The organism is Nonomuraea africana, assembly GCF_014873535.1.
GTDB lineage: Bacteria > Actinomycetota > Actinomycetes > Streptosporangiales > Streptosporangiaceae > Nonomuraea > Nonomuraea africana.
This window is the reverse complement of record NZ_JADBEF010000001.1, coordinates 3761012-3779281: the sequence shown is the minus strand read 5'-3', so window position 1 is coordinate 3779281 and position 18270 is coordinate 3761012. Positions and strand designations below refer to the sequence as shown.

The following is an 18270-nucleotide window of genomic DNA, read 5'->3' as shown; positions in this document are numbered from 1 at the left end:
AATCTGACACGCCGCGCTGTCCGCGACCACCCCGCTCGCTCGCTCTGGCAGGATGGTCTTGATGAAGGTTCCGGCGAACAAGATTCCGGGCCTCCGCGGTAGGAAGGTCAACGACCTTCCCGGTGTCACGGCAGTGGCGAGGATCGATCGAAGGACGAAGAGGCTGACCAAGCGCCTCAAGTCCGGTGAAATCGCGATTATCGATCACGTCGATGTTGACCGGGTGAGCGCGGAGGCGCTGGTCGCGTGTGGCGTGGCGGCTGTGGTGGACGTGGCCGCCGGCATCAGCGGCCGCTACCCCAACCTGGGCCCGCAGATCATCGTCGACGCGGGCGTCCCCTTCGTGGACGGCGCCTCGCCGGAGCTGTTCGAGCGGCTGCGCGACGGCGACGTCGTCAGGCTGCACGACGGCGTCGTCTACCTCGACGAGGAAGTGATCGGCAAGGGCGACGTCCAGACGCCGGAGACGATCGAGGCTGCGCTCGCCGAGGCGCGGGCAGGGCTCTCGGTGCAGATCGAGGCCTTCGCCGTCAACACCATGGAGTACGTCAGGGGAGAGGGCAAGCTCCTCATCGACGGGGTGGGCGTGCCCGACATCCGCACCTCGATGGACGATCGGCACGTCCTCATCGTGGTGCGCGGCTACCACTACAAAGAGGACATCGCCGCGCTCAGGCCGTACATCAGGGAGTATCGCCCCGTGCTGGTCGGCGTCGACGGCGGCGCCGACGCGCTGCTGGAGGCCGGCTACCTGCCCGACCTGATCGTCGGAGACTTCGACTCCGTCTCGGCCAAGGCGCTGACCTGTGGAGCCGAGCTGGTCGTGCACGCCTACCGCGACGGCCGCGCGCCGGGTCTCGAGCGGGTCCACCAGCTCGGCCGAGACGCGGTGATCTTCCCCGCCACCGGCACGAGCGAGGACATCGCGATGCTGCTGGCCGACGACAAGGGCGCCGAGCTGATCGTCGCCGTCGGCACGCACGCGACGCTGGTGGAGTTCCTCGACAAGGGCCGCTCCGGCATGGCCAGCACCTTCCTCACCAGGCTGCGGGTCGGCAGCAAGCTCGTCGACGCCAAGGGCGTCAGCCGCCTGTACCGCAGCCGCATCTCCACCTCCCAGCTGATCCTGCTGGTGATCACCGCGATGATCACCATGAGCGTGGCGATCTTCATGTCGCCCATCGGCAAGACCTGGTTGATCAGCCTCCAAGACGCCTGGAACTCCTTCATCTTCTGGTTGGTCGGACTCTTCTCGTGATCGATTTCCGTTATCACCTCGTCTCCATCGTCGCGATCTTCCTGGCGCTGGCCGTCGGCATCGTGATGGGCACGACGCTGCTGTCCAATCCGGCGATCGAGTCGGCCCTGCAGACCGCTGACGTCCTGCGCAAGTCCAACAACGACTACCGCGACCAGCTCGCGGCGCTGCAGGCGAGGGAGGCCGGCAACGACGACTTCGTCACCGCCGAGATCCCCGCGCTGGTGCGCGGGCAGCTGACCGGCGAGAGCGTCCTGCTCGTCGCCGCGCCGGGCAGCTCGGGCACCCTGCGCGAGCAGACCGTGCAGGTGCTGACCGAGGCGGGCGCCACGATCAGCGGACAGATCACGATCATGGAGAAGTTCATCGACCCCGCGCAGGCCAGCTTCATCGGCCAGCTGACGGTGCCGCTCAAGCCCGGGGGCCTCACGCTGCCCGGCACCGATCCGTACAAGAACGCCGCCGCGCTGCTGGCCGCCACCCTCGTCACCGCCGACGACGCTCAGGCGGGCACCGAGAACACCGCCACGGCGGGCGTCCTCGACGCCTTCGACGGGGCCGGTCTGCTGACCATCGACGGCACCCCGGCCAAGAGAGCCACGCTCGCGCTGATCCTGGCCCCCGACACGCCGTACACCGGAGACAAGGCGCAGGTCCAGGCCGGCGCGCTCGTCTCGCTGGCAGGGGGGCTCGACGCCGGCTCCCAGGGCACCTCGCTCACGGGCGTGATCACCGCCACGCAGCCGGGCGGGGTCATCGCCGCGCTGCGCGACACCGGCGACGTGGCCGCGAAGGTCTCCTCCGTCGACACCCTCGATATGCCCGCGGGCCGCGTCGTGGTCGTCTACTCTCTCCGGGAGCAGCTGGAGGGCCGCGCCGGCCAGTACGGCATCGGCGCCGACGCCTCGGAGTTCCTGCCGGCCTCCTCCGCCGCGACCCCTTCGCCCACCACGTCAGGGAGCTGACATGGCTCGTGCTCTGCTAGGCGCGCTCGCCGGCGCCGTCCTCGGCGCCGTCGCGGCCAGGGCCGCCTACACCGCCCTCACCGCCAAGGCCCGCTCCAAGGAGTGGGACCGCACCAACCACAGGGGCGAGACCCTCACCCTGCTGGAGGGCCCCGCGTTCGTCGCTGGCGCGACGGGCGCGCTGGCGATCGCACCAGGTCTTACCGCCAAGGCGCGGCTGGCCGCGGTGCTCGCGGGCGCGGGCAGCGGCGCGCTCGGCGCCTACGACGACCTCTACGGCGCGACGTCCTCCAAGGGCTTCAAGGGGCACCTGTCGGCCCTGGCCAGGGGCGAAGTCACCAGCGGCGCGGTCAAGATCCTCGGCATCGGCGCCACCGGGCTCGGCGCGGCCGCCCTGGTCTCGCGCGGGCCGCTCGACACCCTGGTCAACGGCGCGGCGATCGCGGGCAGCGCGAACCTGGCCAACCTGTTCGACCTGCGTCCGGGCCGGGCCATCAAGGTCGGGCTGCTGGCGGGCGGCCCGCTGCTGGCGGCCCGCCTGCTCAGGCGCGACCCGGTCGGCGCCGCCCTGGTCGCGGCGCCGCTGGGCGCGGGCCTGGCGCTGCTGCCCGAAGACCTGGGGGAGCGGGCGATGCTGGGCGACGCCGGCGCCAACGCGCTCGGCGCGCTGCTCGGCCTGGCCGCGGTGACCACGATGGGACGGCGCGGCCGGTTCGCGCTGCTGGGCACGGTCGCCGCGCTGACCGCGGCCTCGGAGAAGGTCAGCTTCACCAAGGTCATCGCGGGCAACCCGGTGCTCAACAGGATCGATATGCTGGGCCGCCGCCCCGCGTGAGTTGTCGGTCGCGTCTGCCAGGATGTCCTCTGATGTCGGCGGGCCTTCGGGGAGGCGGTGGGCGGTGACGCGGGGGGTGGCGGGCGCCGCCTTGCTCATCGGCGCGATCACGATCCTCGCCAGGATCACCGGCTTCGCCAAGCAAGCCGTCTTCGCTCGCACCGTCGGCACCAACTGCCTCGGCACGGCCTACGCCACGGCCAACCAGATCCCCAACATCGTCTTCGAGGTCGTGGTGGGCGGGGCCCTGGCCGGCATGGTCGTCCCCGTGCTCGCGAGCGCGTCCGGCCGGGCCGAGGTCGGCCGGATCACCTCGGCGCTGCTCACCTGGGTGCTGGCCGTCCTCGTCCCGCTCGCCGTGCTCACCGCCCTGCTGGCCGGGCCGATCATGGGGCTGTTCGCCTTCCACGACTGCGACGCCGCCGCCGTGACCGCGGTCGCCACCCGCATGCTGGTGGTCTTCGCCCCCCAGATCCCGCTGTACGGCCTGGCCGTCGTCCTCTACGGCGTCCTGCAGTCGCACCAGCGCTTCGCCGGGCCCGCGGTCGCGCCCCTGGTCTCCAGCATCGTGGTCATCGTGGCCTACCTGCTGTTCGTCCCGCTGAGCGACGACAGCAGAGACCCGGCCAGCCTGCCGGGCGCCGCGGAGCTGGCGCTGTCCGTCGGCACCAGCCTCGGCGTGCTCTCCCTCGTCCTCACCGTCATCGGGCCGATGCTCGGGCTGGGTCTCAAACTGCGGCCCACGCTGCGCTTCCCGGAGGGGGTGGGGGCCAAGGTCCGCGCTCTGGCCATGGCCGGAATCGCCGGCCTGCTCGCCCAGCAGGCCACGATGGTGGTGGTGCTCGTGCTGTCGAACAACACGATCGGCGGCGGCGCGCTGGTCGTCTACACCTACGCGTGGGCGATCTACCTCGTGCCCTACGCGGTGCTCGCCGTACCGATCGCCACCAGCGCCTTCCCCGGCCTGTCCGCACACGCGGCCGCGGGGTCGTGGGAGGCGTTCGGCGCGCTGGCCGCCCGCACGACCAGAGCCGTGGTGCTGGTCTCTGGCCTGGCCGCCGGCGCGCTGGCCGCGGCGGCGGGCCCCGGCGCGGTCGTCTTCCTCGGGCGGCTGACCGACGTGCCCCCGCCCGAGCTGGCGCGCGCGGTCGCGCTGTTCGCGCCGGGGCTGGTCGGCTACGGGCTGATCGCCCACCTGAGCAGGGTCCTCTACGCGGCGGACAGGGGCAGGGCGGCGGCGACCGGCACCGTGGTGGGGTGGGTGGTCACCATGGTCGCCCAGACCGTGTTCGTCCTGGCCTTCCCCGAAGGCTGGCAGGTCGGCGGCCTCGCGCTGGGCATGACCGTCGGTATGACGGTCGGCGGCGGATGGCTGCTGGTGTCCGTGGTCCGGGCGCGCGGGGCCGCACCGGTCCAGGGCGTGGCTCGGGCGACCCTGGCGGCCGTCGCGGGCGGCGGCGCGGGCTTCGCGGCCGGGTCGTGGCTCGTCGCGCTGCTGCCGGCGAGCGGGCTGCCCGCCCTGACGGGCGTCGCGCTGCTGGCCGGGTGCGTGGCGCTGGCCGTCGGGGCCGTGGTCGTCGCCCTTGTCGACAGGTCCGACGCGGCGGCGCTGGCCGGGATGCTGCCCCGGCGCCGTCGTGACGAGTCTCGGATGGGTGGTTGACGATGCGGGTGGCCTTCGTGCTCGGCACGACCTCGGGCGGCACGGGCAGGCACGTCGTGATGCTCGCCGAAGGGCTGCTGCGCCGCGGCCACCAGGTGCTCGTGGTCGGGCCCGACAGCGTGGAGGAGCAGTTCGGCTTCCGGGCGCTGGGGGCCGCCTTCGCGCCCGTGCCCGTCTCGGACCGGCCGCATCCCGTCAACGACGTCAGGGCGGTGGCCCGGATCAGGCGCTGTCTGAGGGAGGCGGACGTCGTGCACGCCCACGGCCTGCGGGCAGGCGCCCTTACGGCGCTGGCGGGCGCCTTCCCCTCGCGGACGGGCCCGCAGACGGGCGCCCCTATGGCGCGAGCGGGTGCTCGGGCAGGCGGCCATGCGCGAAGGGGGGCGTTGGGCGGCGCCCTGACGGCGTTGGCGAGCGCCTTGAGGGTGCTGGCGAGCGTCTTCACGAGGCGGAAGGGTGTCCTTACGTCGCGGAGGGGTGCCTGGGCGGTGCCGCTGGTGGTGACCCTGCACAACGCGCTGACCGCAGGGGGGCTGGTGGGCGCGGTCTACGGGGTGCTGGAGCGGGTCGTCGCGCGCGGGGCCGATCGGGTGCTGGTGGTCTCGCCCGACCTCGGTGACCGGATGCGGGCGCTGGGCGCTCGCGACGTGCGCGCCGCCGTGGTCCCAGCCCCGCCGCCGCGGGCGGCCACGCGGTCCGTGCGGGAGGTGCTGGAGGAGCTGGGCGCGGCAGAGCGGCCGGTGGTACTGACCGTGGCACGGCTGGCCCAGCAGAAGGGCCTCGACACCCTGCTCGACGTCGCGGCGGAGGGTTCGCAGGTTCCTGGAGAGCGAGACCGGCCCGGTGGCGCGGCCGGAGGAGGTCCTGGAGAGGCCGAGGGCGGGGAGGAGCTGTTGTTCGTGGTAGCGGGGGATGGGCCGTTGCGTGAGGTGTTGCAGGACAGAATCGACGCCGAACGGCTGCCCGTCCTGCTGCTCGGCAACAGGGACGACGTTCCCGACCTCCTGGCCGCCGCCACCCTCGTCGTGTGGCCGAGCCGCTGGGAGGGCCAGCCGCTGAGCCTGAGCGAGGCGCTCATGGCGGGCAAGCCCGTCGTCGCCACCGCCGTGGGCGGGATCCCCGAGCTCATGGGCGGGGCGGGCGTGCTGGTGCCGTACGGAGACGTGGAGGCGATGCGCGCCGCCGTACGGAAAGTGGTCGGCGATCCGGGCGAAAGGCGGCGTCTGGCGGAGGCCGCGGCGCGGAGGGGAGCGGAGCTTCCCGACGCGGAAGACGCGGTGGAGGCGGCGCTCGCGGCCTACCGGACGTCGTCGGCGGGCGAGGATGATTAGGCGGGGCAGGGGCGTTCTCCTATACTGCTTGGGTTAGGGAGGGGAGTATCCCTTCGCGACAGCCTCGTCATCACGGTTCGCCCCGCTCCATGGGGCTCCCGGGGCTGCCGGTCCAGCTCATCACGTGGGCGGGAGAGACCTCCGGCTGTCAGTCATGCGCGCCGGAGGGTTGGTATCACTGTGGGTGAACCGTTGTGGGCGTGGGCCGTCGTCATCGTCGGTCTGCTTGTCGTCATCGCCGTGGACCTGTGGATCGTCGATCGGGGTGAGGCCCGCGAGTTCTCGATGAAGCAGGCCGGATTCTGGGTCACCTTCTACGTGGCACTCGCCGTCGTGTTCGGGATCATCCTCTGGGTCACCCAGGGCGCGACCCACGCGGGGCAGTTCTTCGCCGGCTACATCACCGAATACAGCCTCAGCGTCGACAACCTCTTCATCTTCTTCATCATCATGGGACGCTTCGCCGTCCCGAAGGTCTACCAGCACAGGGTGCTGCTCATCGGCATCCTGATGGCGCTGGTGATGCGCGGCATCTTCATCGCGCTCGGCGCGGCGGCCCTGCAGAGGTTCAGCTGGCTGTTCTACGTCTTCGGCGCCTTCCTCGTCTACACCGCGATCAACCTGATCCGCCAGCACGGCCACGACGAGGACGAGTTCAGCGAGAACGCGCTGCTGCGCTGGGTGCGCAGGGCCTTCCCCACCACTCCTGACTACGTCGGGCACAAGGTGACCGTCAAGATCGACGGCAAGCGCATGGTCACCCCGATGCTGATCGTCATGGTCGCCATCGGCACCACCGACCTGCTGTTCGCGCTCGACTCGATTCCGGCCATCTTCGGACTAACCCAGGACCCGTTCATCGTCTTCACCGCCAACGCGTTCGCCCTGATGGGCCTGCGTCAGCTCTACTTCCTGCTGGGCGGCCTGCTGCAGAGGCTGGTCTACATCAGTTACGGCCTGGCGTTCATCCTGGGCTTCATCGGGGTTAAGCTGATTCTGGAGGCCTTGCACGCCAGCCATGTGTCCTGGGCTCCAGAGGTGCCCATCTGGGTGTCCCTCTCCGTGATCGGCGTGACGATGGTCGTCACCACCGTGGCCAGCCTGCTGAAGTCGCGGAGCGACGCGCGGAAGGGGAAGGAAATTCCCACCTCCGCGAGTGCCGGCGAGGGCTAGCGCGACGGTGGTCAAGGCGCTTTGCTTCGTGTAAGGGTTGTGAGTTCTGTAACATCTCGGCAAAGCGCCCGTCCATAGTCACCATCAAAGGTTGTCAGTGTCAGACGATTCCGCAAGCCGCCTGGAGAGCCGCCGCGTGCGGCTTGCCCGCGGCGTGTCTCCGTGGCTCTTCCCGACCGTGGCCGCCGCGGCCGCCACGACGCTCCTCAGCCGCCGTGACCGGCGCTGGGGTGTGGCGGCCGTACCGCTGACCGCGCTCACCGGAGCCATGCTCTGGTTCTTCCGCGACCCCGACCGCGTGCCGGGGGAGGGAAGGATCCTCTCTCCCGCCGACGGGGTCGTGCAGAGCATCGACTCGTGGCCGGACGGGCGCACGAGGGTCGCCATCTTCATGAGCCCGCTGAACGTGCACGTCAACCGCGCACCCCTTGCGGGAACGGTCACGTCCGTGCAGCATGTGGCGGGTGGGTTCCTGCCGGCTTTCAACAAGGACAGCGACCAGAACGAGCGCGTGGTGTGGCATTTCGAGACCGCGCTCGGCGACATCGAGATGGTGCAGATCGCGGGCGCGGTGGCGCGCAGGATCGTGCCGTACGTGAATGCCGGCGTCAAGGTCGCGCAGACGGAGCGGATCGGCCTCATCAGGTTCGGTTCGCGCGTCGACATCTACCTTCCCGAAGGGATCTCCCCCGCGGTCACCGTGGGCGACAAGACGGTGGCGGGGGTGACTCCAATTGACCGCGGCTGACGCTGGAAGCTGGCAGGCCGACGACGAGGAGCCGCGCGGACCGGTGGGCAAGGCCTTCCGGCTGTCGGCGGCCGACTCGCTGTCCCTGGGCAACGCGCTGTGCGGCTTCCTGGCCGTGTGCGTGCTCGCCTCCTCGGCCATCCAGGCGCTGAAGGCGGGCGACGGCTTCCTGCCCGACCCGCGCTACTTCGCCACCGCGGTGGTCCTGCTGCTCATCGGAGCCACCTGCGACCTGTTCGACGGCCTGGTGGCGCGGCGCTTCCGCGCCTCCGCCATGGGCGCCGAGCTCGACAACCTGGCCGACGTGATCAGCTTCGGCTTCGCGCCGGCGTTCATGGTCGTGATCTGGGGCGGTTTCACCGGCAAGCTGCCGCTGACGGCGGTGATCGTGGCCGCGGCCTCGGTGCTCATCGCCGGCTGCGTGCGACTGGCCCGCTTCGCCTGCGTCAAGACCAAGAGTGGCGACTTCATGGGCCTGCCCATCCCGATGGGCGCGATGACGGTCGTCTCGATCGTGCTGCTGTTCCAGCCCAACTGGTTCTCCCTGGCCGCGGTGCTCGGGGTCGCGTGGCTGATGGTGAGCCGCATCGAGTACCCCAAGCCCAAGGGGCAGCTGGCGGCCGTCGTGCTCGCCTGGATCATGATCAACGTGGCGTGCCTCACGGCGTGGGCCGCGTGGCCGCAGGGTGGCGACACGCTCATCCAGGTCGGCGCCACGATGCAGATCGCGCTGGTCGCGGCGATCCCGCTGCGGGTGCTGTTCTTCAAGCGCGAGCAGCGCAAGGAGCGCAAGGAATCCGCGGGCGTCGACTGACGACAGGACAAGGGGCTCGCGCCGCTTCCCGTGGAAGCGTGCGCGAGCCTTTTGTCATTCATCCCGTACGGCAGGCCCCCAACGCGCCTCCGCCGTCACCGGCACCGCTCCGTCCAGGGGACGCTCCTCGGGCGCGCCGCCGCAACGGCGCCCGTGGACCGGGCGGATCGTGCCTGCTGTACGAGAGGGCCGGCTACCAGCCTGGCTACCAGCCTCGGGCCCGCCACTCGGGCAGCGACGGCCGCTCCGCGCCGAGAGTCGTGTCCTTTCCATGGCCCGGATACACCCACGTCTCGTCGGGCAGCCGGTCGAAGACCCGCTCCACCACGTCGTCGTAGAGCTGGGTGAACCGATCGGGGTCCTTCCAGGTGTTGCCCACCCCGCCGGGGAACAGCGAGTCGCCGGTGAACAGGTGCTGCTCGCTGCCGCCGCCGTCGTAGAGCAGCGCGATCGAGCCGGGGGTGTGGCCGCGCAGGTGGATGACCTCGAGCGTGACCACGCCGACCGAGATCCGGTCGCCGTGCTCCACCAGCCGGTCGGGCGTGAGCGGCAGCCCGGGAGCGTCCAGCGGGTGCGCGATCGTGGCGGCTCCCGTGACCTTGACCACCTGCTCGAGCCCCTGCCAGTGGTCGCCGTGCTGGTGGGTGGTGATGACCGCGGCCGGCGGCTGGTCGTTGATCAGCGCGAGCAGCCTGTCGGGCTCGGCCGCGGCGTCGATGAGCACCCCTTCACCGGTGCCGGTGCAGCGCAGCAGGTAGGCATTGTTGTCGAACGGGCCCACGGCGAGCTTGGTGATGGTGAGCTTGTCGAGCTCCCGCACGTCGGCAGGGCCGCCGACCTGGACATCGCCTGTGTAGGTCATGGGCTCTCCTCTGGGTAGATGTCGGGAGGCGCCGTCGGGAGGTTCGCGGGGGCGGGCATGGTCAGCCACGGTGGTGGCGACGGCAGCTGCTCGCCCGTGGCGCGCGGCCCCTCGGACACCACCCTAATCCCCTCCCCTGCTGACCGTCCGGTCAGCCAGGCGAGCACCTCGCGCGATCCGCCGCGCACCACGGGCCCCTCGCCCAGTCCGTGCCACTCGCGTGCGGGCCGCTCCAGCAGGATCGCGCTGACCGTGCCGCTGCCGTACGGCCAGCAGGCCAGGCAGTCGTGCAGCTCTCTCAGCACGAAGGCCTCGGGCCAGTTGGCGGGCGTGTATCCGGCGCCGAGGTCGACATGGTGGAGCTCCAGCTCCCGCAGCCGCCGTACCAGCACGTACCAGGCGGGGTGCGGGGGCGGCCTGAGCGCGGAGACCATCGCCGACCAGGCCTGCGCGGGCAGCTCCTCGATCGTCGCGGCCAGCCGGGCGGCGCTCTCCTCCAGGTCGGCGCGCTGCTCGGCGGCCTTCCTGGCGGCGCCCGCCTCGATCCCGGCCGCCCGCGCGGCGGGGTCCGGGTACTGCGGCGTCTCGATCCCCGTCCTGGCCCAGGTGAGCAGATTGACCAGGCCGTCGGCGTTGCGGGCGAGATGGGTCAGCACATGGCCCCTGGTCCAGCCGGGCAGCAGCGAGGGCGCGGTCACGCCGGCGTCATCCAGCTCGGCGGCGGTGGACAGGAGCCGCTCCGTGGCGGCGGCGAGTTCGGCGCGCAGAGAGGGCAGAACGGTCATGCGGGCATAATGCCGCAGTTCACGTGGTTGAACCTGCAAGGACCGGTACCGGCTCGGGAGAAAGCCGTACTCTGGTGAGGGAAGTTTTCGACGGGGCGCCAGCGGACCCCCGAAATTGTCGGAGCCTCCCTCTACCATCCCCCGTGGACCTATCAACACCTTCGACGTCGGGATCACCGTGGCAGACCGTTTGATCGTGCGTGGCGCACGTGAACACAACCTCAAGGACGTCTCGCTCGACCTTCCGCGAGACTCCCTGATCGTCTTCACCGGGCTATCGGGCTCGGGCAAGTCGAGTCTGGCTTTCGACACGATCTTCGCCGAGGGCCAGCGTCGCTACGTCGAGTCCCTGTCGTCCTACGCCCGGCAGTTCCTGGGCCAGATGGACAAGCCCGACGTCGACTTCATCGAGGGGCTGTCTCCCGCGGTCTCCATCGACCAGAAGTCGACCAGCCGCAACCCCCGCTCCACGGTCGGCACCATCACCGAGGTCTACGACTACCTGCGGCTGCTGTGGGCGCGCATCGGCAAGCCGCACTGTCCCGCCTGCGGGCGCCCGATCGCCAGGCAGACCCCGCAGCAGATCGTCGACAGGGTGATGGAGCTCGACGAGGGCACCCGCTTCCAGGTGCTCGCCCCCGTCGTCAGGGGCCGCAAGGGCGAGTACGCCGAGCTGTTCCGCGAGCTGCAGACCAAGGGCTTCGCCAGGGCGAGGGTCGACGGCACGGTGATCCGCCTCGAGGAGCCGCCGACGCTGAAGAAGTACGAGAAGCACGACATCGAGGTCATCGTCGACCGGCTGTCGGTGAAGGAGTCGTCGCGCAGGCGGCTCACCGACTCGGTCGAGACCGCGCTGACGCTGTCCGGCGGCACGATCACGCTCGAATTCGTCGACCTGCCCGACGACGACCCCGGCCGTGAGCGCTTCTACTCCGAGCATCTCTACTGCCCGTACGACGACCTGTCGTTCGAGGAGCTCGAGCCGCGCTCGTTCTCCTTCAACTCGCCCTTCGGCGCCTGCCCCGAGTGCACCGGCCTCGGCACGAAGATGGAGGTCGACCCCGACCTCGTCGTGCCCGATCCGGAGAAGACGCTCGGCGACGGCGCGCTCAACCCGTGGGCCGGCGGCCACACCAGCGAGTACTTCGTCCGCCTGGTCGAGGCGCTCGGCCTGACCATGGGCTTCAACCTCGACACCCCGTGGGAGAAGCTGTCGAAGAAGGCGCAGAAGTCCCTGCTCTACGGGCACGACGAGCAGGTCCACGTCCGCTACAGCAACCGCTACGGCAGGCAGCGCTCCTACTACACGACCTACGAGGGCGTGATCCCGTGGGTGCAGCGCAGGCACGCCGAGGCCGAGAGCGACTCCACGCGTGAGCGCTTCGAGGGCTACATGCGCGAGATCCCGTGCCCGACCTGCGAGGGCAAGCGGCTCAAGCCGGTCTCGCTGGCCGTGACCGTCGCCGACAAGTCGATCGCCGACGTCTCGGGCATGTCGATCGGCGAGTGCGCCAAGTTCCTCGCCGCGCTGAAGCTGTCCGACCGCGACATGCACATCGCCGAGCGAGTGGTCAAGGAGATCAACGCCCGTATGGGCTTCCTGCTCGACGTCGGCCTCGACTACCTCACGATGGACCGCGCGGCGGGCACCCTGGCCGGTGGCGAGGCGCAGCGCATCCGCCTGGCCACGCAGATCGGCTCGGGCCTCGTCGGCGTGCTCTACGTCCTCGACGAGCCGTCCATCGGCCTGCACCAGCGCGACAACATGCGCCTGCTCGACACCCTGATCAGGTTGCGTGACATGGGTAACACGCTGATCGTCGTCGAGCACGACGAGGACACCATCGCCGCAGCCGACTGGGTGGTCGACATCGGCCCCGGCGCGGGCGAGCACGGCGGCCAGGTCGTCGTCTCGGGCACCGTCCAGGACCTGCTCGCCAGTGAGGAGTCGCTGACCGGCGCCTACCTGTCGGGCCGCAGGTCCATCGCGATCCCCGCCAAGCGCCGCAAGCGCGACAAGAAGCGGCAGATCACGGTGAAGGGCGCGCGCGAGCACAACCTGAAGGGCGTCGACATCGACTTCCCCCTCGGCGTGTTCACCGCGGTCACCGGAGTGTCAGGGTCGGGCAAGTCGACGCTGGTCAATGACATCCTCTACAACGCGCTGGCCAAGGAGCTCAACGGCGCCCGCACGGTGCCGGGCCGCCATTCGCGGGTGAACGGCATGGACCAGGTCGACAAGGTCGTCCACGTCGACCAGTCGCCGATCGGCCGCACCCCCCGCTCCAACCCGGCGACCTACACCGGGGTCTTCGACCACGTGCGCAAGCTGTTTGCGGCGACCACCGAGGCGAAGGTGCGCGGCTACCAGCCGGGGCGCTTCAGCTTCAACGTCAAGGGCGGGCGCTGCGAGGCGTGCGCCGGCGACGGCACCATCAAGATCGAGATGAACTTCCTGCCCGACGTCTACGTCCCCTGCGAGGTCTGCCACGGCGCCCGCTACAACAGGGAGACGCTCGAGGTCCACTACAAGGGCAAGACCATCTCCGAGGTCCTCGACATGCCGATCGAGGAGGCGCTGTCGTTCTTCGACGCCATCCCGGCGATCAAGCGGCACCTGCAGACCCTCAACGACGTCGGCCTGGGCTACGTGCGCCTCGGCCAGCCGGCGACCACGCTGTCCGGTGGTGAGGCGCAGCGCGTGAAGCTCGCCTCCGAGCTGCAGCGCCGCCAGACGGGCCGGACGATCTACGTGCTCGACGAGCCGACCACCGGCCTGCACTTCGAGGACATCCGGCGGCTGCTCGGCGTCCTCGGACGACTGGTCGACGGCGGCAACACGGTGATCGTGATCGAGCACAACCTCGACGTGATCAAGACCGCCGACTGGGTCATCGACATGGGTCCCGAGGGCGGTTCCCGCGGCGGCACCCTGGTGGCGTCCGGCACGCCCGAAGAGGTGGCGCTCGTGGACGAGAGCCACACCGGCCGGTTCCTGCGGAAGATCCTCTCTGTCTGACGCCCCGCCCACCCCCCGGGGGCCGGATTCGGGACCACGGGGGGCCCTCAATATGCTGAATAGCAGGTAAAGGCCCGGCCTGACATGGGCGTCGGGGGATCGCGGAGGGGCGACATGGCAGGCGAGGAGCGGGGTAGTGGCATGCCCACACCGGGCCGGCGCGAGGTGCTCGGAGCGGCGGGCGTGGCCGTGTGCGGGGTGGCGCTGGCCGGGTGCGCAGGCGGGGACGGCACCGCCGCGGCGGTCGTGCCACCCGGCATCAAGGGCAAGGTCATCGCCAAGAAGGCCGACGTCCCCGTGGGCGGCGGCAAGGTGATCAACGAGTGGAAGATCGTGGTCACCCAGCCCACCTCGGGCGTCTTCAAGGCGTTCACCGCCAGGTGCCCGCACAAGGGCTGCTCGGTGTCGCGTCCCGAGGACGGCGTGCTGACCTGCCCGTGCCACGGCAGCGAGTTCGCCCTCGACAGCGGCAAGTGCCTCAAGGGCCCCGCCCAGGCGCCGCTGGCGGAGTTCCCGCTCAAGGTCGAGGGCGACGGAATCGTCATCCTGTGAACGGGTAAAACTACCTGGTTTCGAGGATCGGCTCGGGGAAGGCTGAACCGGCGCGCACGCGCGGCCGTACCTGAGAAGAGACAGCGATCCTGGAGGGTGATCATCATGGCAGAGGCGACACGTCGCGCGGTGGTGCTGGGAGCCGGGGGTGTGAGCCTGGGCGCGCTGCTCACCGCCTGCGCCGGATACGGACAGCCGGCCGACACCGTGGCCGAGCCCGCGGCCCCCGCTTCCTCGGCTCCGGAATCCGCGCAGTCGAAGCAGGACGAGAAGCCCGCGGGGGAGGAACTGGCCAGCACGGCCGAGATCCCCGAGGGCGGCGGCAAGGTCTTCGCCGAGCAGAAGGTCGTGGTGACGCAGCCGTCAGCGGGCGAGTTCAAGTGCTTCACGGCCATCTGCACCCACCAGGGCTGCCCGGTGGACAGCGTCGAGGGCGGGACCATCAACTGTCCCTGCCACGGCAGCAAGTACAACATCGCCGACGGCTCCGTGGCCAACGGGCCGGCGACCAAGGGGCTGGCGGAGAAGAAGATCACGATTGACGGCGAGAAGATTTCGCTGGCGTAGGCCGCGTTCTTTCACAAATTTCTCAGTTGTCTGCGGTTGGTTGGTTCGCATGCGAGACGATCTTAAGAACCGCAGGACGGTTATCGCGGGTGTGGGAGCGGGCGGCCTGGCCGTGGTGCTGGCGGCGTGTGGCGGTGACGGCGAGGCGACGACCAGCGCGGCCCCACAGGCACAGGCCGGCTCAGCGGCGCCCTCCGCCTCCACCTCCGCCACCGGCGGCGAAGCGAGTACGGCAGGACTCACCACGACGGCCGACGTGCCGGTCGGAGGCGGGACGATCTTCAAGGAGCAGAAGGTCGTCGTGACCCAGCCGACGGCAGGCCAGTTCAAGTGTTTCAGCGCCATCTGCACCCACCAGGGGTGTCCAGTGGCGTCGGTCGCGGAGGGGACGATCGACTGCCCCTGCCACGGAAGCAAGTTCAGCATCGCGGACGGGTCGGTCAAGGACGGGCCGGCGACCAAGCCGCTGCCCGAGGTGGCCATCAAGGTCGAAGGGGACTCGATCACGCTGGCGTGAGCGCGCCGCCCGCCGTACCTTCCCGTACGGCGGGCGCCTTGCCGTTTCCCTGCCGTCCTCCGGGAAGAGCTTGGTTGTCGGTGGCGGCCTATAGGCTTTTGAACGTGGCGAGCACCTTGAGTTTCCGGCCCAAGTCCGGGTCGATCCCCGACTCTCCAGGGGTCTATCGGTTCCGCGACGCCAACGCCCGGGTGATCTACGTGGGCAAGGCGAAGAGCCTGCGGCAGCGGCTCAACTCCTACTTCGCCGACTTCACGGGCCTGCACCCCCGCACCCGGACCATGCTCGACACGGCGGCGAGCGTCGACTGGACCGTCGTCGGCACCGAGGTCGAGGCGCTCCAGCTCGAATACTCCTGGATCAAGGAGTTCGACCCGCGCTTCAACGTGAAGTACCGCGACGACAAGTCCTACCCCTACCTCGCGGTCACGATGGGCGAGGAGTTCCCCCGCGTGCAGGTGCTGCGCGGAGCCAAGAAGAAGGGCACCCGCTACTTCGGGCCCTACTCCCACGCCTGGGCCATCCGCGAGACGGTCGACCTGCTGCTGCGCGTCTTCCCCGTGCGCACCTGCTCGGCCGGGGTGTTCAAGCGCGCGGGCCAGATCGGCCGGCCGTGCCTGCTGGGCTACATCGACAAGTGCTCGGCGCCGTGCGTCGGCAGGGTCACCCCGCAGGAGCACCGCGACCTGGCCGAAGACTTCTGCGACTTCATGGCGGGCAACACGGGGCGCTTCATCAAGCGTCTCGAGCAGGACATGCGCGAGGCGGCCAGCGAGCAGGAGTACGAACGGGCTGCCAGGATCCGCGACGACATCCAGGCTCTGCAGCGGGCGCTGGAGAAGCAGGCCGTCGTGCTCGCCGACGCCACCGACGCCGACGTGATCGCGCTGGCCGAGGATCAGCTCGAGGCGGCGGTCCAGGTCTTCTACGTGCGCGGCGGGCGCATCAGAGGTCAGCGCGGCTGGGTGGTCGACAAGGTCGAGGAGACCACGCCGGGCGAGCTGGTCGAGCACTTCCTGCTGCAGATCTACGCCGAGGGTGACATCCCCAAGGAGGTGCTGGTCCCCGCGATGCCGCCGGACGCCGAGGCGGTCACCGAACTGCTCGCCGAGCAACGCGGCGCCCGGGTGGAGCTGCGGGTGCCGCAGCGCGGCGACAAGAAGACGCTGATGGAGACCGTCGAGCGCAACGCCAAGGAGTCCCTCGCCCAGCACAAGATCCGCCGAGGCAGCGACCTGACGGCGCGCAGCAAGGCGCTGCAGGAGATCGCCGACGCGCTCGACCTCGACCAGGCGCCGCTGCGAATCGAGTGCTACGACGTCTCCCACCTGCAGGGGGAGAACGTGGTGGCGTCGATGGTGGTGTTCGAGGACGGGCTGGCGCGCAAGAGCGAGTACCGCCGCTTCGCCGTACGGACGAAGGAGGGTGACGTCGCCTCGATCCACGAGGTGATCACCCGGCGCTTCAAGCGCTATCTGGAGGAGAAGTCGGCGACAGGCGAGCTCGCCTCCGAAGACGACGTGCACGGGCCGATCGATCCCGAGACCGGCAAGCCGCGCAAGTTCGCCTATCCGCCCAACCTCGTCGTGGTCGACGGCGCGGGGCCGCAGGCGGCGGCGGCGCAGCGAGCGCTCGACGAGCTCGGCGTCGACGACGTCGCGGTGTGCGGCCTGGCCAAGCGCCTGGAGGAGGTCTGGCTGCCCGGCGACGACCAGCCGGTCATCCTGCCGCGGTCGAGCGAGGGCCTCTACCTGCTGCAACGAGTTCGCGACGAGGCACATCGCTTCGCCATCACCTACCATCGTTCCAAGCGGTCCAAGACGGTGAAGGAGAGCGCGCTCGACAGCGTGCCTGGCCTCGGTCCGGCGCGCAGGCAGGCGCTGCTGAAGCATTTCGGCTCTGTGAAACGGCTGCGTGAGGCCGGTGTGGCCGAGATCTGCGAGGTTCCCGGCATCGGCCGCGCGACCGCAGAGATGATCGTGTCGAGGCTTGCCCAGGAGTAGTGAGGTTATGAGCAGCCCAGAGGATCAAGGACGCGCCGAGACCGCGTTCGTCATCGTGACCGGCATGTCAGGCGCCGGGCGCAGCACCGCGGCCAAGGCGCTCGAAGACCTGGGCTGGTTCGTCATCGACAACCTCCCGCCGGGGCTGTTGTTCGCGATGGCCGAGGAGGCGGGGCGGGTCAAGCTGGCCGCCGACAAGGTGGCCGCCGTGGTCGACGTGCGCAGCCTGGCCTTCACCACCGATCTCAACGCCGCGATCGAGGAGCTCGAGGGGCGCGGCGTCCGCGTCCGCGTGGTGTTCCTCGAGGCCAGCGACGAGGAGCTGGTTCGCAGGTTCGAGAACGTGCGCAGGCCTCACCCGCTGCAGGGCGAGGGGCGCCTGGTCGACGGCATCGCGCGCGAGCGCGGCATCCTGCGCGAGGTGCGCGCCAACGCCGACCTGGTGATCGACACCTCCGCCCACAACGTCCACGAGCTGCGCAACAAGATCGTCGCCTACTTCGGCGGCGACGACCGGCCGGGGCTGCGGGTCAACGTGGTCTCCTTCGGTTTCAAGTACGGCCTGCCCGTCGACGCCGACCTGGTGGTCGACTGCAGGTTCCTGCCCAATCCGCACTGGGTGCCCGAGCTGCGGCCGATGAACGGGCTCGACAGCTCGGTGCGTGACTACGTGCTCGGCCAGGCCGGCGCGAAGGAGTTCCTCGACGCGTACGAGGAGGCTTTCAAGATCGTCGCGGCTGGATATGGGCGCGAGGGCAAGAGCTATGCGACGCTGGCGGTGGGTTGCACGGGCGGCAAGCACCGCAGCGTGGCCATGGCCGAACAGCTCGGCGGTCGGTTGCGGGACCGCGGGATGGAGGTCCAGGTGAGTCACCGGGATGTGGGTCGGGAGTGACGGATGGACGCGAGCGCGTAGCGAGCGAGACCACCACTCCCGAAGAACCGACCGCTCCCTCGGTCTCCAGAGGTGAGGCGGAAGGTTCGATGATCTCCGGGGACACGGAGGGCGGTCTCTCGGATTCTCCGAAGACGGTGGCCGGTTTGGAGGTCCCTGCGAACACGGCGGTCGGTTCTTCGGAGTTCCGGGGCGCGGGCGGGTCGATCTCCGGGAACGCGGAGGATGGTCTCTCCGTCTCCCCGCAGGTGGCGGGCGATTCGGTGATCCCTGGCGGCGCGGT

16 protein-coding genes are annotated in these 18270 nt (G+C 70.2%); 14 read left to right on the top strand and 2 right to left on the bottom strand.

Annotation, left to right across the window (positions count from 1 at the left end; translation table 11 throughout):
• Positions 1-61: 61 nt before the first annotated feature.
• The 8 genes from steA to pssA all read left to right on the top strand — a co-directional run bounded on the left by steA (position 62) and on the right by pssA (position 8787).
• The gene (steA, locus tag H4W81_RS17885) at positions 62-1258 is read left to right on the top strand and encodes a putative cytokinetic ring protein SteA (RefSeq protein WP_192775866.1); all 1197 of its coding nucleotides are present in this window, start codon (positions 62-64) and stop codon (positions 1256-1258) included.
• Positions 1255-2223, top strand: a complete 969-nt coding sequence (locus H4W81_RS17880) for a copper transporter (protein ID WP_192775865.1) — start codon at positions 1255-1257, stop codon at positions 2221-2223. The genes steA and H4W81_RS17880 overlap by 4 nt, the downstream gene beginning before the upstream one ends.
• A 1-nt stretch (position 2224) precedes the next feature.
• Positions 2225-3058: a hypothetical protein gene (locus H4W81_RS17875; protein ID WP_192775864.1), complete on the top strand. Its 834-nt coding sequence runs from the start codon at positions 2225-2227 to the stop codon at positions 3056-3058.
• A 64-nt stretch (positions 3059-3122) separates the two neighbouring features.
• The gene (murJ, locus tag H4W81_RS17870) at positions 3123-4721 is read left to right on the top strand and encodes a murein biosynthesis integral membrane protein MurJ (RefSeq protein ID WP_318781791.1); all 1599 of its coding nucleotides are present in this window, start codon (positions 3123-3125) and stop codon (positions 4719-4721) included.
• Between the two features lie 2 nt (positions 4722-4723).
• Positions 4724-6052, top strand: coding sequence for a glycosyltransferase (locus H4W81_RS17865; protein WP_192775862.1), 1329 nt, complete (start codon positions 4724-4726; stop codon positions 6050-6052).
• Between the two features lie 180 nt (positions 6053-6232).
• Complete coding sequence (locus H4W81_RS17860; protein WP_397127976.1) at positions 6233-7225, top strand: TerC family protein; 993 nt, start codon at positions 6233-6235, stop codon at positions 7223-7225.
• Positions 7226-7361: 136 nt separating this feature from the next.
• Positions 7362-7973: a phosphatidylserine decarboxylase gene (locus H4W81_RS17855; RefSeq protein WP_318781790.1), complete on the top strand. Its 612-nt coding sequence runs from the start codon at positions 7362-7364 to the stop codon at positions 7971-7973.
• Positions 7960-8787 carry a CDP-diacylglycerol--serine O-phosphatidyltransferase gene (gene pssA / locus H4W81_RS17850; protein ID WP_192775860.1) on the top strand — a complete coding sequence of 276 codons (828 nt, stop codon included), beginning with the start codon at positions 7960-7962 and terminating at the stop codon, positions 8785-8787. The genes H4W81_RS17855 and pssA overlap by 14 nt, the downstream gene beginning before the upstream one ends.
• Positions 8788-8992: 205 nt before the next feature.
• Here the strand turns inward: pssA and H4W81_RS17845 are convergent, their stop codons facing one another.
• Positions 8993-9649, bottom strand: a complete 657-nt coding sequence (locus H4W81_RS17845; RefSeq protein WP_192775859.1) for an MBL fold metallo-hydrolase — start codon at positions 9647-9649, stop codon at positions 8993-8995.
• A complete protein-coding gene (locus H4W81_RS17840; protein WP_192775858.1) occupies positions 9646-10434 on the bottom strand; it encodes a maleylpyruvate isomerase family mycothiol-dependent enzyme in 789 nt (262 codons plus the stop codon). The genes H4W81_RS17845 and H4W81_RS17840 overlap by 4 nt, the downstream gene beginning before the upstream one ends.
• 178 nt (positions 10435-10612) lie before the next feature.
• Here H4W81_RS17840 and uvrA point away from each other — a divergent pair, with 178 nt between their 5' ends.
• The 6 genes from uvrA to rapZ all read left to right on the top strand — a co-directional run bounded on the left by uvrA (position 10613) and on the right by rapZ (position 17987).
• A complete protein-coding gene (uvrA, locus tag H4W81_RS17835; RefSeq protein ID WP_192775857.1) occupies positions 10613-13453 on the top strand; it encodes an excinuclease ABC subunit UvrA in 2841 nt (946 codons plus the stop codon).
• 141 nt (positions 13454-13594) lie between these two features.
• The gene (locus tag H4W81_RS17830; RefSeq protein WP_225958677.1) at positions 13595-14005 is read left to right on the top strand and encodes a Rieske (2Fe-2S) protein; all 411 of its coding nucleotides are present in this window, start codon (positions 13595-13597) and stop codon (positions 14003-14005) included.
• Positions 14006-14110: 105 nt separating this feature from the next.
• Positions 14111-14572 (top strand): Rieske (2Fe-2S) protein, encoded by a 462-nt coding sequence (locus H4W81_RS17825; protein ID WP_192775855.1) that lies wholly within the window; start codon positions 14111-14113, stop codon positions 14570-14572.
• A gap of 49 nt (positions 14573-14621) precedes the next feature.
• A complete protein-coding gene (locus H4W81_RS17820) occupies positions 14622-15089 on the top strand; it encodes a Rieske (2Fe-2S) protein (protein ID WP_192775854.1) in 468 nt (155 codons plus the stop codon).
• Positions 15090-15187: 98 nt separating this feature from the next.
• The gene (gene uvrC / locus H4W81_RS17815) at positions 15188-17092 is read left to right on the top strand and encodes an excinuclease ABC subunit UvrC (RefSeq protein ID WP_225958676.1); all 1905 of its coding nucleotides are present in this window, start codon (positions 15188-15190) and stop codon (positions 17090-17092) included.
• Positions 17093-17099: 7 nt separating this feature from the next.
• Entirely contained in the window at positions 17100-17987 is an 888-nt protein-coding gene (gene rapZ / locus H4W81_RS17810) for an RNase adapter RapZ (RefSeq protein WP_192775852.1), read from the top strand.
• Positions 17988-18270: the final 283 nt, after the last annotated feature.

What these genes read in the sequence shown, in the direction of transcription:
- steA (WP_192775866.1), top strand. Translation starts at nt 62, where the DNA reads ATGAAGGTTCCGGCGAACAAGATTCCGGGCCTCCGCGGTAGGAAGGTC.
- H4W81_RS17875 (WP_192775864.1), top strand. Translation starts at nt 2,225, where the DNA reads ATGGCTCGTGCTCTGCTAGGCGCGCTCGCCGGCGCCGTCCTCGGCGCC.
- H4W81_RS17865 (WP_192775862.1), top strand. Translation starts at nt 4,724, where the DNA reads ATGCGGGTGGCCTTCGTGCTCGGCACGACCTCGGGCGGCACGGGCAGG.
- H4W81_RS17845 (WP_192775859.1), bottom strand. Translation starts at nt 9,649, where the DNA reads ATGACCTACACAGGCGATGTCCAGGTCGGCGGCCCTGCCGACGTGCGG.
- H4W81_RS17840 (WP_192775858.1), bottom strand. Translation starts at nt 10,434, where the DNA reads ATGACCGTTCTGCCCTCTCTGCGCGCCGAACTCGCCGCCGCCACGGAG.
- H4W81_RS17830 (WP_225958677.1), top strand. Translation starts at nt 13,595, where the DNA reads ATGCCCACACCGGGCCGGCGCGAGGTGCTCGGAGCGGCGGGCGTGGCC.
- H4W81_RS17825 (WP_192775855.1), top strand. Translation starts at nt 14,111, where the DNA reads ATGGCAGAGGCGACACGTCGCGCGGTGGTGCTGGGAGCCGGGGGTGTG.
- H4W81_RS17820 (WP_192775854.1), top strand. Translation starts at nt 14,622, where the DNA reads ATGCGAGACGATCTTAAGAACCGCAGGACGGTTATCGCGGGTGTGGGA.
- rapZ (WP_192775852.1), top strand. Translation starts at nt 17,100, where the DNA reads ATGAGCAGCCCAGAGGATCAAGGACGCGCCGAGACCGCGTTCGTCATC.